Source organism: Agarivorans sp. TSD2052 (assembly GCF_023238625.1).
GTDB lineage: Bacteria > Pseudomonadota > Gammaproteobacteria > Enterobacterales > Celerinatantimonadaceae > Agarivorans.
On record NZ_CP096670.1, the window covers coordinates 279,531 to 293,805 of the forward strand.

13 protein-coding genes are annotated in these 14,275 nt (G+C 45.5%); 8 read left to right on the forward strand and 5 right to left on the reverse strand.

Going from position 1 to position 14,275, the window contains the following annotated elements:
* Positions 1–3: 3 nt before the first annotated feature.
* Positions 4–2,085 carry an ATP-dependent DNA helicase RecG gene (recG, locus tag M0C34_RS01325; protein ID WP_248713871.1) on the reverse strand — a complete coding sequence of 694 codons (2,082 nt, stop codon included), beginning with the start codon at positions 2,083–2,085 and terminating at the stop codon, positions 4–6.
* A gap of 96 nt (positions 2,086–2,181) precedes the next feature.
* Here recG and M0C34_RS01330 point away from each other — a divergent pair, with 96 nt between their 5' ends.
* The 3 genes from M0C34_RS01330 (at position 2,182) to M0C34_RS01340 (ending at position 3,853) form a co-directional block, all read left to right on the forward strand.
* A complete protein-coding gene (locus M0C34_RS01330; protein ID WP_248713872.1) occupies positions 2,182–2,709 on the forward strand; it encodes a DUF4115 domain-containing protein in 528 nt (175 codons plus the stop codon).
* Positions 2,710–2,830: 121 nt separating this feature from the next.
* Complete coding sequence (locus M0C34_RS01335; protein ID WP_248713873.1) at positions 2,831–3,352, forward strand: DUF2058 domain-containing protein; 522 nt, start codon at positions 2,831–2,833, stop codon at positions 3,350–3,352.
* 189 nt (positions 3,353–3,541) lie between these two features.
* Positions 3,542–3,853 carry a DUF496 family protein gene (locus M0C34_RS01340; RefSeq protein ID WP_248713874.1) on the forward strand — a complete coding sequence of 104 codons (312 nt, stop codon included), beginning with the start codon at positions 3,542–3,544 and terminating at the stop codon, positions 3,851–3,853.
* A 936-nt stretch (positions 3,854–4,789) separates the two neighbouring features.
* Here the strand turns inward: M0C34_RS01340 and M0C34_RS01345 are convergent.
* Entirely contained in the window at positions 4,790–4,972 is a 183-nt protein-coding gene (locus tag M0C34_RS01345) for a hypothetical protein (protein WP_248713875.1), read from the reverse strand.
* A 426-nt stretch (positions 4,973–5,398) separates the two neighbouring features.
* On the opposite strand from M0C34_RS01345, the gene M0C34_RS01350 reads away from it, so the two are divergent.
* The gene (locus tag M0C34_RS01350; RefSeq protein WP_248713876.1) at positions 5,399–5,827 is read left to right on the forward strand and encodes a hypothetical protein; all 429 of its coding nucleotides are present in this window, start codon (positions 5,399–5,401) and stop codon (positions 5,825–5,827) included.
* A gap of 62 nt (positions 5,828–5,889) precedes the next feature.
* Here M0C34_RS01350 and pntB read toward each other — a convergent pair whose 3' ends face one another.
* The gene (gene pntB, locus M0C34_RS01355) at positions 5,890–7,290 is read right to left on the reverse strand and encodes a Re/Si-specific NAD(P)(+) transhydrogenase subunit beta (RefSeq protein ID WP_248713877.1); all 1,401 of its coding nucleotides are present in this window, start codon (positions 7,288–7,290) and stop codon (positions 5,890–5,892) included.
* Between the two features lie 13 nt (positions 7,291–7,303).
* The gene (locus M0C34_RS01360; protein ID WP_248713878.1) at positions 7,304–8,863 is read right to left on the reverse strand and encodes a Re/Si-specific NAD(P)(+) transhydrogenase subunit alpha; all 1,560 of its coding nucleotides are present in this window, start codon (positions 8,861–8,863) and stop codon (positions 7,304–7,306) included.
* 412 nt (positions 8,864–9,275) lie between these two features.
* Here M0C34_RS01360 and M0C34_RS01365 point away from each other — a divergent pair, with 412 nt between their 5' ends.
* Positions 9,276–9,725 (forward strand): hypothetical protein, encoded by a 450-nt coding sequence (locus M0C34_RS01365; protein WP_248713879.1) that lies wholly within the window; start codon positions 9,276–9,278, stop codon positions 9,723–9,725.
* Positions 9,726–10,452: 727 nt separating this feature from the next.
* A complete protein-coding gene (locus M0C34_RS21180; RefSeq protein WP_256469312.1) occupies positions 10,453–10,578 on the forward strand; it encodes a hypothetical protein in 126 nt (41 codons plus the stop codon).
* A 93-nt stretch (positions 10,579–10,671) separates the two neighbouring features.
* Here M0C34_RS21180 and M0C34_RS01370 read toward each other — a convergent pair whose 3' ends face one another.
* Positions 10,672–11,544, reverse strand: coding sequence for a LysR family transcriptional regulator (locus M0C34_RS01370; protein WP_248713880.1), 873 nt, complete (start codon positions 11,542–11,544; stop codon positions 10,672–10,674).
* Positions 11,545–11,659: 115 nt separating this feature from the next.
* On the opposite strand from M0C34_RS01370, the gene M0C34_RS01375 reads away from it, so the two are divergent.
* Both M0C34_RS01375 and M0C34_RS01380 read left to right on the forward strand, forming a co-directional pair.
* Positions 11,660–12,841 (forward strand): MFS transporter, encoded by a 1,182-nt coding sequence (locus M0C34_RS01375; protein ID WP_248713881.1) that lies wholly within the window; start codon positions 11,660–11,662, stop codon positions 12,839–12,841.
* A gap of 60 nt (positions 12,842–12,901) precedes the next feature.
* Positions 12,902–14,209, forward strand: coding sequence for a phthiocerol/phthiodiolone dimycocerosyl transferase family protein (locus M0C34_RS01380; RefSeq protein ID WP_248713882.1), 1,308 nt, complete (start codon positions 12,902–12,904; stop codon positions 14,207–14,209).
* The last annotated feature ends 66 nt before the right edge of the window (positions 14,210–14,275 follow it).

Sequence of the window (14,275 nt, forward strand, 5' to 3'; positions counted from 1 at the left end):
TTTTTAAGCCTGTGCAAATTGCTCTCGACCAGCAAGCCAACGTTCAATTAGGGGCGCTACGCTGGCAGGTGTTTGCTGTAACAATTGTTTAGCCAGCGCTTGCGCTTCTCCAATCAATACTTGGTCTCGCACTAGGTCGGCAATCTTAAATTCGGCTAAACCGGTTTGCTTAGTGCCTAATAATTCTCCGGGGCCACGAATTTCCATATCGCGTTGAGCAATCACAAAACCATCGGTACTGTCGCGTAATACGCTTAAGCGCGAACTCGCCGTTTTTGATAAAGGGCTGTGATACATCAATACACAGTGGCTTTCTACTTGGCCGCGGCCCACCCGGCCACGCAGCTGGTGTAATTGAGCTAAACCTAAGCGCTCAGGGTTTTCGATAATCATCAGGCTGGAATTGGGTACATCTACGCCGACTTCAATCACGGTAGTGGCCACCAGTAAATCCAATTGATGAGTCTTAAACTGCTCCATGACCCACTGTTTTTCTTGGGGCTTCATTCGCCCATGCACTAAACCAATACGTAAATCGGGCAGCTGCTTTTGCAGAGTATCAGCGGTATCTTCGGCGGCTTGGCACTGCAATACTTCCGATTCTTCAATTAGGGTGCATACCCAATAGGCTTGGCGGCCGTCGTTATGGCACGCTTGGTAGACCCGTTCAATGACTTGCTCGCGACGGGTATCAGGCAGGGCTACCGTTTTAATCGGTGTTCGCCCAGGTGGCAGCTCATCAATAATCGACAGCTCTAAGTCGGCATAAGCGGTCATGGCTAAGGTTCGTGGAATAGGGGTGGCCGTCATTATCAACTGGTGTGGCAGCGTATTGCTGCCATCTATTGCTGCGCCTTTTTCACGCAAAGCCATACGTTGGTGCACCCCAAAACGGTGCTGTTCGTCAATGATGACCAAAGCCAGCTTGGCAAACTGTACTTGTTCTTGAAAGATGGCATGAGTGCCTAGGATCATTTGTGCTTCACCGCTGGCAATTCTGGCCATGGCTTCACTACGGGCTTTGCCTTTTTGTTTGCCAGCAAGCCAGTCTACTTTAATGCCTAAAGGCTCGAACCAACCGGCGAAGGTTAGCGCATGCTGCTCGGCTAATATTTCGGTGGGTGCCATCAAAGCAACTTGATAACCATTGGCTAAAGCTTGCACTGCGGCCATGGCGGCAACCAAGGTTTTACCACTGCCCACATCACCCTGAACCAAACGCATCATTGCATGAGGTTGCTGAGTGTCGGTTTTAATCTCTGCGATTACTCGCTGCTGTGCATTAGTGGGTTTAAAGGGTAACAGTGCTAAAAACTGACGTTCTAGTTCACTGGCCAAAGGTAAGGCTATAGCTGCTTGGCGTTGCTGCTCTTGACGAAGTTTTAACATGCTTAGTTGATGGGCGGCTAATTCTTCAATGACTAAGCGTTGTTGAGCAGGGTGTTTACCTTCTTCTAGTAAACTTAACTCGGTATCAGGTTCGGGGCGGTGCAGTTGCATCAAGGCTTGATTAAGGTTTAAGCCATGGGGGCGCAGCGCTGGCGGTAGCCAATCGATAAGCGGATATTGCTCTAATAGCTTAAAAGCTTGCTCGCTTAACTTACGTAAGTTGAGTTGCTTTAAGCCTTCGGTAGTAGGGTACACCGGCGTTAGCTTTTCATCCATCAGCGGCGCGCCCGCATCACTCACAATGCTGTATTCTGGGTGGATCATTTCCCAGCCGTGCTTGCCTCGTTTTGCCTCGCCAAAACAGCGCATCCATAAGCCTTGTTGCATGGCGGCTTTTTGGCCGTTGTTAAAGTTGAAAAAACGCAGAGTAATACTGCCGCTACCATCGTTAATGCGGCAAGTAAGCATGCGCCTGCGAGCATGAATGAGTTCAACTTTGCTGATTTCGCCATGCACTGAAACATGGGCACCATGTAGCAAGTCGTTGATGGGCCAAATGCGGGTGCGGTCTTCATAGCGAAGCGGCAAGTGCAGCAGTAAATCGCCTACAGTAAAAATCTGTAAACGATGGAGCTTTTCGGCAAGTTTGTCACCAACACCTTTTAGTGCGGTGATCGCTAAGCTGCTTAATTCCACTTAAACTACTGTAAGTATGATCATGTACTAGCAGTATATATGAATTTTTCGGCTATTATTAGTCATCAAGGGTTTAAGCTATTCTAGGACGAAGACATGCGGAGATTTTGGGGTCAGGTTGCTCTAGCCATACAGTTAGTGATTAGTTTGGTTGGCGTGAGTATGGCAGAGCAAACTGCCCAGCCGGCAATTATCCACAGACCTGAGCAACCAATAGAGCGACCCATTCCAAGTCACCCTATTGAGCGCCCTGTGAGACCTATCTTACCGATTCGACCTCCAGCGCAATTGCCTCACCGTTGGCAAGGTGCCAGAACTTACTACTGGGTTGCCCCCAGCGAGCAATGGCAGCCTCAAAGCTTACGGCCAGACCAAGTGATTGAAGTAGAAATTGAAGCTAACGACCGAGCCGAATTACTACTGATTGATGGCCGTGATAAAGTGGTATTTGATGGCTGGCTAGGCATGGGCGATTTACGTACTTGGCAAGTGGTGCACCCCGCATCGTTATACTTTTCAGAAGTTCACGGCTTTAGTTTGAAGCTAAATGGCAGCGATATTGACTTATCGACTTACCCCCAGGATCAGGCTGTGTCTCTTACTTTGGCTCCAGAAGCAGAATAAGGGCCAGTGGTGGTGCTAACGGTTCAAATTTTGCGTTGCTTGGCGTATCATCTACGCCACTAGCAGATACGCTAAACGATTCTTTACTACTCACTAATAGATTGAAAGGTGTGCATTTCCCATGGCCAAGTTATCCCTGCAAGAGCAGATGCTTAAAGCTGGTTTAGTTGATAAGAAAAAAGCGAAAAAAGTCGGCAAAACTAACAAAAAATCACGAACTTTAGCCAAAGAAGTGAAAGCCGCCGCTGAGCAAGCTCGCACTGAGCAACAACAACGTGACGCCGAGTTAGCTCAGCAGCAAAATGCTGAAAAAGCGAAAAAAGCCGTTGCCGCACAAATTAAACAGCTTATTGAAATGAATAAGCTAGACCGTTCTCGTGGCCAAGAGTCTTATAATTTCACCCATGAAGGCTTAATTAAAAAGGTTTATGTTACAGAAGAGCTACGCAAGCAATTGAGTAATGGTCGTTTAGCCATTGTTACTCTCGGTGAAGCTTATGAAGTGGTTCCGAGCATTGTCGCCGAGAAAATCGCCCAAAGAGATGAAAGCGTGGTGGTATTGGTGAATGACCCCAGCCAAGATGTGATTGATGAAGATGATCCCTACGCTGACTATCAAATCCCCGATGATTTGATGTGGTAAGCAAAAATGCATCAGAAAGAGTCGCTAATTTAGCGGCTTTTTTGTTTTAAGCTAGGCTCTAACTATCGCGCCGTTTGATCTATGTTCGGAGATATAGCATTTTTTATAAAATTTTATTGCCGAAAAAACTTAAGCGAGTAAGTTGATCACAAGTGTGCCTTTATGAATTATCACCACTTAGGAGAAGTAATGGAAAATCAAACTGCGAGTAATGTATCTAAGGTATTGGAGTTTGTTTCTATGAGTCGCAGACGCAATAAGCTAAAACGTGAAATGGTCGATGTAGATAAAAAAATTCGTGATAACCGAAAGCGTGTAGAGTTACTGGATAACTTAGGTAACTACATTCAAGAAGGCATGAGTGTTAGCGATGTTAAAGCGATTATCGAGAACATGCGTGCCGACTACGAAGATCGTGTTGACGAGTACACCATCAAAAATGCTGACTTGTCGAAAGAACGCCGTGAATTAGCGAAGAAGCTAAAAGAAGCCAAAGGGTAGGTTGTTACTTTTGGGATTATGAGCCGCTGATAAAGCGGCTTTTTTGTGGGTTTAGCATGTTGTTTACGGTTTTGCTTGCGTGGTAGCGGGTTGCTCTCAGTATCACTCCTAAGAGGGTAATTACGCTTGTTAGCAGTATTAATAACTCACCAGTGCTGGAATGTGTTGTTGGATTTGGTTTCGTCTTGACGACGATGTCCTAAGCTTCGCTGGGCAAAGCTTAGTAGCAAAAGAAAGGCCACCCGGCATTCCTTTGAATCTTGCGTTTCTCATAAATCAACGCGCCTACGGAAACTCGCTACGCTTAAACAGTCCTCGGCTTATTCGCTTATTTACAGCGATACTCAGCGGAGGTGATGGTGTTTTGAAAGCAGAGCTGCGAGCTTGATTTTTTATTAGCTTCATTTGAACCAATGCTTGGTGTTGGTTCAGGTTTCGCCTTGCCGGCGATACACTTTTCTTTGCGCGGCCAAAGAAAAGTGTACAAAAGAAAGGCCGCCCGCACCTCCTTAAATCCTCCGTTGCTCGTAAGCAAGGGTACCTTCGGAAACTCGCTTTGCTCAAACAGTCCTCGGTTTAATCCCTTGTTTACTCCGCTACTCGGCGGAGGTGATGGTCCTAAAGAGCAAAGAGCAAAGAGCAAAGAGCAAAGAGCAAAGAGCAAAGAGCAAAGAGTAGGAGTGGTGAATTAGTAATTTAACTAATAACGTGGGCTCTTGATCTTGGTATCCCCTCATCATCGCCGAGTAGCGCAAGCGAGCGGCGGATAAAGGCAAAACCTGTTTGAGCGTAGCGAGTTGTTTTGACGCCGCAGTGAGTGCGCAATGGAGGAAGAAGATGATGCTGGGGCAGCCTTTCTTTTTCCTCTACTTTTCTTTGGCTGTTCAAAGAAAAATGGAGTCGCCGTCAGGGCGAAATCTGCAAGTAAAGCTAGCGCTAGGGCTTAAATGTTTGAGAATGTAATCGCGAGAGTTGCTGACCTTGTTGCTCCACTTTACGCCAGTGTTTGTTGTTCATAATGATTTCGCCTTGCTGGCGATGTCCTTTTCTTTGCTTGGCCAAAGAAAAGGACACAAAAGAAAGGCCACCCCGCATTCCCTTGAATCTTGCGTTTCTCATAAATCAACGCGCCTACGGAAACTCGCTTCGCTCAAACAGTCCTCGGCTTATTCGCTGATTTACTGCGATACTCAGCGGGAATGATGGGGCACAGAGCAGTCAGTGTAGGCTCTTGAACTTCACTCCCCTCATCATCGCCGAGTAGCGCAAGCGAGCGGCGGATAAAGGCAAAACCTGTTTGAGCGTAGCGAGTTGTTTTGACGCCGCAGTGAGTGAGCAACGGAGGAAGAAGATGATGTTGGGGCAGCCTTTCTTTTTCCTCTACTTTTCTTTGGCTGTTCAAAGAAAAATGGAGTCGCCGTCAGGGCGAAATCGGGCTTAAAGGTATAGTTAATCCTTCATAAACCCGTTCTCTAACAGCGTTCGATTTCAATCTTTGTTATAACCAGTAAGTAATTCCCAATAGAAGTCATAATGTGTTGAATCATGAAAAGGTTTAGTCGGTTTATTGATGAGCACCCGATAGTTTCTTTTATCGGTTACTTATTGTGTTACCAGGTTATATCGTGGCTGGTGCTTGAGGTATTTAACCCGATCTGCAGTAGTTTTATTTTGAGTAAACGACAGAACACTGTTGTGAGCTGTGACTGGGGAGTTCCAGCTCCTTTTGAATGGTTTTTAAATGTGTTTTTTGGCTGGGGACCAATACTGGGTCCTTTTATATCAGCGATAATATTGTCCGGTCTGTACATTCTATTCTGGAAATCTTGGTTTTCTAGGTTATCAAAAACAGACGAAAAGATAGTTAAACCTATTACTCCTTACGGTACTTTAGCCAAACATAAAGAGGTATTGTTAGCGTCTGGGGCTGCGGAGAAAGATGCGGATAGAGTTGTAGCGCAGTATAGAGAATAACTTCAATCCTCACACAAAAAAGCCGCTCTAGGAGCGGCTTTCATATTTAACAAGCTATCTGCTTAGATATGAGAAAGGATCTTCTGAACCGTTTCTTTAGCATCACCAAACAACATGTCAGTATTCTCTTTAAAGAATAATGGGTTTTGAACACCAGCATAACCCGTCGCCATTGAACGTTTAAACACCACCACCTTCTTCGCATCCCATACTTCAAGCACTGGCATACCGGCAATTGGGCTGCCTGGCTCTTTAGCCGCAGGGTTAACCGTGTCGTTGGCGCCAATGACTAGCACTACGTCGGTAGACGCGAAGTCTTCGTTAATTTCGTCCATTTCCATTACGATATCGTAAGGAACTTTGGCTTCGGCTAACAGCACGTTCATGTGGCCAGGTAAACGGCCGGCAACAGGGTGAATCGCAAAGCGAACCTTAATGCCTTTATCACGTAACTTCTGCGTAATTTCTGCCACCGGGTATTGGGCTTGCGCAACCGCCATACCGTAACCTGGGGCAATAATGACTTCGTTTGCGTCTTTTAGCATTTCGGCTACGTCTTCAGCTTGTACTTCAGTGTGTTCACCTTGGTCAACATCGCTGGCGACAACTGTGCCACCTTCTGCGCCAAAACCACCTAAGATTACGCTGATGAATGAGCGGTTCATGGCTTTACACATAATGTAAGACAGAATCGCCCCTGAGCTACCTACTAGTGCACCGGTAACGATAAGTAAATCGTTGCCTAGCATGAAACCAGCCGCTGCTGCTGCCCAACCAGAGTATGAGTTAAGCATAGATACCACTACAGGCATATCTGCGCCACCAATGGCCGACACGAGGTTGTAACCAAATACAAAGGCAATTAGCGTCATAAAGATCAGTGGCCACATAGAGCCGCTGTCCATGTACATGCTGCCTAAGTAGATAGATACCACAATCATGGCTAAGTTTAGCCAGTGAGCTCCTGGGAGCGCTTTAGGGGCACTGCTGATGATGCCACGAAGCTTACCAAAGGCGACAACTGAACCGGTGAAGGTGACCGCTCCAATGAAAATACCTAAGAATACTTCAACGTCATGAATGTTTTTAGCGACTGGGTCGATAAGACCGGTCACCGCATCCATTAACGAGCTGTGGTCGATAGCGCTAGAGAAACCGACTAGTACCGCTGCCATACCTACGAAGCTGTGTAGAACAGCAACTAGTTCAGGCATCTCGGTCATTTCAACTTTAAGCGCTAGGCGAATACCAATGGCTGCACCAATAGCCATCGCTAGGGTGATGATCCAGCTACCACCCGTTACTTGAGTGCTAGCGAGCGTTGCGATGACCGCAATGGCCATACCAATAATGCCAAATATGTTTCCGCGTTGAGCGGTTTCTTGTTTACTTAAGCCTGCGAGGCTAAAAATAAACAATAGCGCAGCCACTAAATAGGCTGCTGATACAATACCTTGAGACATGTGACTATTTCTCCTAGTTGTCTTTGCGGAACATCTTCAGCATCCGCTGAGTCACAGTAAAACCACCGGCTATATTGATGGTGGCGATAAGCACGGCAATCCCTGAAAGCAGTAATACTACCCAGGAGGTGTCGGCTTTCATTTGTACTAAGGCACCCACAATAATGATGCCACTAATGGCGTTGGTGACGCTCATTAACGGAGTATGTAGCGAATGACTGACGTTCCATACCACGTAGTAACCTACAACACAGGCCAACATAAATACGGTGAAGTGTTGTAAGAAGTCACTCGGTGCAGCATCGGCGACCCAAGCAAAAGCGGCTAAACCCGCTGCCGCAATTAATGGTTTTACCCATGGTTTCTTCGGCTTGTCTTCTACCACCACTTCGGGTGCCGCAGCAGGCGCTTCAACTTTCGGTTGGGCGCTTACTTGAATAGCAGGTGGTGGGAAGGTGATTTCACCGTCTTTCACCGAGGCGACGCCACGCAATACTTCGTCTTCGAAGTTGATGTCGATTTCGCCGTTTTTCTCTGGGCATAGTAACTTCAGTAAGTTAACTAAGTTAGTGCCGTAAAGTTGGCTCGCTTGCGCTGGCAAACGACGAGAGATGTCGGTTAAACCAATAATGGTTACGCCGTGTTTTACTGCAATTTCACCGGGCTCGGTTAATTCACAGTTACCGCCAGTGGCGGCAGCCAAATCGACAATCACACTACCAGGCTTCATTAATTCAACCATGTCAGCCAAAATCAGCTTAGGCGCTGGGCGACCAGGAATTAACGCGGTAGTAATGATGATGTCTACTTCTTTCGCTTGCTCGCGGAACAAGGCCATTTCAGCTTCAATGAAGGCTGCGCTCATTTCTTTGGCGTAACCATCACCGCTGCCGGTGTCTTCTTCTTCGTATTCAAGCTCAAGGAACTCAGCACCCATAGAGTTAATTTGTTCTTTTACTTCTGGGCGAGTATCAAAGGCGCGAACAATTGCGCCAAGGCTGCCGGCGGTACCCAAGGCGGCTAAACCTGCTACACCAGCACCAATAATAAGTACTTTTGCGGGGGGGACTTTACCTGCGGCGGTAATTTGACCGGTAAAGAAACGACCAAAGTGATTAGCGGCCTCGATAACTGCACGGTAACCGTCTACGTTGGCTAATGAGCTACGCGCATCCAGCGATTGAGCGCGAGATATACGTGGCACCATGTCCATGGCGAGTAGGTTGATTTTAGCGGCTTTGAACTTTTCAAGTAGTTCAGGATTTTGCGCGGGCCATGCAAAACTGGCTACTGTAGCACCTTCTTTTATTAGAGCGAGTTCGTCAGTGGTATCGTTGCTGCCATCAAGAGGGGCATTAACTTTAAAGATGAGGTCAGCTTGAAAAGCTTGCTCTTTAGTGACGATTTCAGCGCCTGCTTCAACGTAAGCTTCGTCATTAAAGCTGGCTGCTGTTCCTGCACCGCTTTCCACTGCCACAGAGAAGCCCATTTTTAAGAGCTGCTCTACGGTTTTTGGGGTGGCGGCTACCCGGCTCTCCTTATCGAAGATCTCCTTAGGTATTCCGATTTGCATAGTGTGTTCCTGCTAATGGTGGTTATGTTGAGTTGCTATTTAGACAACACTTTCTGTTTATTACATAAATGTTAGCCAGACATCTAAAGCCAACTTTATGCATTTGGTGTGATATGAAAGATAACTACGGCCTAACAGTCAAGTAACTTTGGGAAAAAGTATCGCTTATTTCTAATGGTCAAACCAATTTGTAAAGATTATTGGTGTGATAGGTTAGTTCGATGTGTGTTTTGGTTAGTGAAATGTAAGGGTGCGAATGCTTGTTCAAGATCTGGCACGTAAATAGCTACAAGTAAGAGTATCTACTACTCTTTATATTAGGTATATGCCTAATTCGCATATTTCGTTGGTTCACTATCAGCTAAGTAAGGGGAAGTAGCCTGATGCATAATCGACGAGTGAGGAGCTTGTTATGGGGATTTATTTATCATTAATCGTTGCCATGTTATTTGGGGTGAGTAGTGTGCAAGCAAAGCCAGCCCTAAAGTTGGAATTTAGTGTAGATAATGAGTTGCGACAGCCTCAAGCGGCTAAGCAATTATTTAGTGATATTAATTGGTTACAAGATCAAGAGCTAGCACCTAGCCACTCGCCTACAGACTCCGATATTTCAACTTCAAACCTTAATAACAACAGTGCTTTTCTACAATATCAGCAAGTACCTCAATGGCGCTCAAGTTGGCGTGGTGGGGTGAACTGGCAAGCGCAGAAGAACTTAATGTTCAAAGTGAAAGGGAACCGACTGTCTGGTCATTTAACGGTACCTACCAAATTTTTATGTGCAATTTGCAAAACACATTTAGATACCACTGTTTGGAAAGACGGTCACGTGCAATTACAGTTGAAATCTTATTTCGAATAAGCTGTTTCGTTTGCTGTACCCTAGGTATAATAGCCAAAAACTTCATAAGGAATCATTGTGGGCTATTTGTTGTTGGCCTTTTTACTGGTTTTCGCTCTCCCGTTTGTTAGCTTCTTATTAGGATATATCCACATTTACCTTGAGTATGGTGTCACCGTATCAGCAGTTATTGTTGGTCTATGGGTTCTACTAGACATTACTAAGATGAAAAAGCGCTAAGCCTTATCAGTAAAGGGCTGTAGCTGCAATCTCATAATGACTCATTTATTTTTAATGGTTTAATTGAATATTTATGCGTGTATAGACAATGGTCTAAAGCGCTACGCTAAGTAGTTGATTCAATAGTTTTTATTTTCTGGGTTATTTTTAGCGTATTCAATGGCAAATTCCCAAGCAACACAGCGCTAGAATACTTGGCTATATCTAATAAAAGTAAGTTTTTGGTATTTGTTAAGCCTTTGTTTTTTAAGGTTATTTTTTTATTGGTTTTTAGGGGCTGCCTCCAAAGTAGTAAATTAGTACTTCACATTTTGGCAAAAAGCCTATAAATTACTCCCCGCAAGACTGAGCTAGATCAAGAAATTATCAGCTAAAAGTACTTTTCGCCGATAATGGCTTGTGCAATTTTTATTCACTAGCTAGCCTTACTTACGCAAGTGGCTATGACGAAGAAAAACGAAAAAATCGAACTTTTTTATACTTGCAACAACTTAGGAGAACTATCCAAATGGAACAAGAACAAAAGCAAACGATGCGCTGTTTTGCCACAGGTAAAGGTTTTTTTGTACGCCTACCTATCAATGAAGAAATTGAAGCAAAAGAATGTGAATCAGATGTTGAAGCGGCCGAGTAAACTACCTCTGTAGTTGCCTTTAATAACTCGCGACTTAATTTACGCTTGTTACATCACAAACCGCTAGCCACTTGGTTAGCGGTTTTTTTATACCTAAATCTGTTGTCGAAGATGTGTCAAAAATGCGCTGAGGTTGGGGTTTTCAAAACGTTGCGCCGGATAATAAGCACATACGCTGCGTTGCTCTGATAATAGCCCCGGCACTACTTCTATTAATTTCCCGTCTAATAGTTGTTGCTGAACTAAATCCTCAGAGACTAATACCACCCCCATGTGGTGAACGGCTGCTTGAATCGCAGCCAGCGGATCGTGAGTAATAAAACGAGATGCTTGGTTGAGCACGGTCCCCTCATTAAATTTAACCCCGCCAGCTTTTATTTGTCCTTGCACTAACAGTAATGGCAAGTTCTTTAGTTGTTTTGCGTTTTGCACAGGCCCATGACTGGCTAAAAATTGAGGGCTGGCGAAACACTTAACCGCGTAATCAAACAAATGCAGCATTCGATAGCTGGTGCTATCAAAATTATCGATTTGGCGACTTATTACAATATCTAAAGATAGGTCGGGGATGACTCCAGGGTCTACTTCATGCAGTTCAACTCTTAAATGAGGATGCTTAGGTAGAAAAGACGCAATCAGTGGCGTTACAAACAAGCTACCTGATACTGCTGGCGCGCCAATACTTAGACTTCCGCTTAAACCTTGAATGGAAGGGCTTAGTTGTTGGCGCATGCTAGCAAACTGACTGAGCCAATCTCGGCTTTGTAAATAGAACTGCTGGCCTTGCTCGGTGGTGCGGATCCGCCGAGTCGTGCGCAATAACAATTGACAATGTAGTTGCGACTCTAGCCAGGAGATTCGTTTACTGCAAGCTGAGGTGGTGATATCCAAATGTGTCGCTGCTTGTACAAAGCTATTACTGTCTACCACCGCCACATAGGTTTGAACTGCGTTTAGCCAATCCATATGGGTATTCCTTAAGATTGTTTCCTGTTGGGAAATAAAGCGTGTCTTTGATGAATGATTATCTTCTTTTGTGATTAATTTACAATACAGCCCGTTTCCCTTTTGGAGGTTATGAGTGACTGATTCGCGCATTCCATTGTTTTTCTCAATCGCCTTCATTGCCTGTTCGCAAATAACCAATGGTTTACTCACCCCTGCACTGCCCGAAATGGCGCTGCACTTTAGCGTGGATGAACATTTGGTTCAGCAGCTTATCGTTGGCTTTATCCTTGGCCTAGGGGTATCACAGTTGTTCTATGGCCCTCTAGCGGATAGTTATGGGCGGCGTAGGGTATTTTGGCTAGGACAAAGCATTTTTTTAGTCGGTAACGTAGTGACTTTTTTAGGTTTTAATAACCTAAATATCCTTTTAACGGGGGTCGTTATCCAAGGTCTAGGTGCTGGTAGTAATCAAATTCTAGCGCGTTGTTTGCTCAGTGATAGTTACCGAGGCTCCCACTTAAGGCATGGATTTGCTTGGTTGGGCATGGCGGCCTCTGTGGTACCCATCTTGGGTCCGGTGATCGGCGGGATAATTACAGCCTATTGGGGCTGGCATTATCTATTTATTATCATTGGTGTTGCAGCCGCTGGCCTGATGATCGTGGCGGCTAAACTATTGCCTGAAACGCAAACTGAACCGGGCCAAGCTTTACAAGCCAAGCGGGTGATTACTCGCTACATGAATCTGGCGATCGATGGCAATTTTATTCGTTATGCTAGTTTTGCTTGGATAGCCAGTATTGGCTTAATGTATATGATTACTAGCGCTCCTTTTATTCTACAGCGTGGTTTTGGTTTGAGCGCCGATGATTTTGGCCTCATTATGATTATTCCGGCTGCTGGTTTAGCACTCGGTAGTGCATTTACTCGGCGTTTTGGTGAAAGTTTACCCGAGCAACAACTACTGATGCTGGCGGGGTGTTTACCGATAATATCTAGTTTGATATTGCTTAATTGGGGTCAGTCCTTAGCGATGGTGATGTTGGCCATGGTGCTTATTAGTGTCAGTGTCGGTGCGATCTACCCTGTTTCTCAGTCTGGTTTATTTCGTTATTTTTCAGCTCAAGCTGGCACGGTTTCAGCTTTAAGCGGCACCACGCAAATGACCTTAACGGCACTGGCAATTGCAGGCCTGACTACATTATTGGAGCCTAGCCCTAGCGCGATGGCGATCATATTTATGCTGATGGGGATAGGATTAGCACTAAACATAGTGATCCAAGCGCTAAAAGTGAAAGTGTATTCTATGCAATGATAAGGGCATTGTTTTTGTTGTAGGTTAGCCGCTGTATTGCGCAGTTATGGAGTGCACAAAATGTATCGTCCACTGGGGGTTACCGAAAGTCTGTTTGCTGAATTCACTGTCAGCGGAGCGATGTTGGTGGTTAATGCCGCCAGCATTAAGGGAAAGATAGATACTGGCCTTATTCCCCAGATCCAAGGTTTATTACAGCAACGTCACCCCTTACTCAATGTAAGCCTAAGTAAAACGGCACTGCAATGGAACTGGATTGAAGCGAGTGGTGAGCCTTTGGTAGAAGTATTAGAGGCAGATATTAAGCCCGCTGAGTTTGAGCAGCAGCTGGGCGAAATAATGCAGCTTCAGTGTAATACCCCACTAAAGCTTGGTGGGGCTCTTTGGCGGGTTAGTGTGTTAAATGGCGCTGAACAATCTGCGTTAATCATTAGCATTCATCACAGTATTTGCGATGGCTTGTCTGCGGCTGCTTTGCTAGGGGAATGGATCCAGCGATATAACCAGTTAAAGCAAGATGTTTGCGCGTCGCCGAGCAGGTTTGCTATCAGAGAAGGCTTACACGCAAGCCTTAATCCACCTGATTTCTCCGTTGATGATAGTCCTTTTTGCGTGCCAATTAGTACTAAAGATGCGTTGGCATGGTTAAATGCACCCCTTGAATCAGAACCGCTGGTCGAGGCCATAAACTGTCTAGAGTTGTGCTATTTTTCTCAGCGGCAAACTCAGCAATTATTGGTGCTTTGTCGTCAGCGTGGGTTTAGCCTAAATATTGTGCTGTACAGCGTGGCTTTGGGGGTTGCTTTGGCTTTAGCTGAATACCCACCCAGTCACCTTAGTGCCGGTGGTAATGCTAATGTTCGCCCACTGGTTGAGCCCCCTGTTACTGAGCAAGAGCTCGCCTGCTTCGTCTCGATGTTTTCATTTACGGTTGACGCTGATTTATCTGATAACGTTTGGCAACGGGCCGCTAAAGTGAAAGCGGGCTATCAACAAAAAGTGGCTTCAGGGCTTCACCTTGCGAGTTGCAATGATGATTGGTGGAAGGCACAACCACCGCGCCGCTTAGGCGATGATTTTGCTCAATGCCAAGGGCGTTTTAATGCCATTCATCTATCCAATTTGGGTAATATCAGTCATCTATTTAACTTGACTGAGGGCGACCTAACGCTGCGACACTATTATTTTACCGCCGCGCAGCATGTGGTTGGTTCTATCTTTTGGCTGGGGGCGCAAACGGTTAACGATCAATTGTCTATCACTCTCAATTGCGTAGCGCCGGGAGTATCTGCCAGTATGCGCCGTCGATTTATCGATTCGTTTCGCCATGAGCTATTAGCCTTGCTATCAGATTCACGAGCAGATTAGTTATTTCTGAAGTGATTCAGCTTACTTTGATAGGTAGCGCCTATTACAAGTAACGACATATTCGAT

Coding starts and splice junctions, on each gene's coding strand:
- M0C34_RS01330 (WP_248713872.1), top strand. CDS start 2,182: ATGCGGAGATTTTGGGGTCAGGTTGCTCTAGCCATACAGTTAGTGATT.
- M0C34_RS01335 (WP_248713873.1), top strand. CDS start 2,831: ATGGCCAAGTTATCCCTGCAAGAGCAGATGCTTAAAGCTGGTTTAGTT.
- M0C34_RS01340 (WP_248713874.1), top strand. CDS start 3,542: ATGGAAAATCAAACTGCGAGTAATGTATCTAAGGTATTGGAGTTTGTT.
- M0C34_RS01345 (WP_248713875.1), bottom strand. CDS start 4,972: ATGAGAAACGCAAGATTCAAGGGAATGCGGGGTGGCCTTTCTTTTGTG.
- M0C34_RS01350 (WP_248713876.1), top strand. CDS start 5,399: ATGAAAAGGTTTAGTCGGTTTATTGATGAGCACCCGATAGTTTCTTTT.
- pntB (WP_248713877.1), bottom strand. CDS start 7,290: ATGTCTCAAGGTATTGTATCAGCAGCCTATTTAGTGGCTGCGCTATTG.
- M0C34_RS01360 (WP_248713878.1), bottom strand. CDS start 8,863: ATGCAAATCGGAATACCTAAGGAGATCTTCGATAAGGAGAGCCGGGTA.
- M0C34_RS01365 (WP_248713879.1), top strand. CDS start 9,276: ATGGGGATTTATTTATCATTAATCGTTGCCATGTTATTTGGGGTGAGT.
- M0C34_RS21180 (WP_256469312.1), top strand. CDS start 10,453: ATGGAACAAGAACAAAAGCAAACGATGCGCTGTTTTGCCACAGGTAAA.
- M0C34_RS01370 (WP_248713880.1), bottom strand. CDS start 11,544: ATGGATTGGCTAAACGCAGTTCAAACCTATGTGGCGGTGGTAGACAGT.
- M0C34_RS01380 (WP_248713882.1), top strand. CDS start 12,902: ATGTATCGTCCACTGGGGGTTACCGAAAGTCTGTTTGCTGAATTCACT.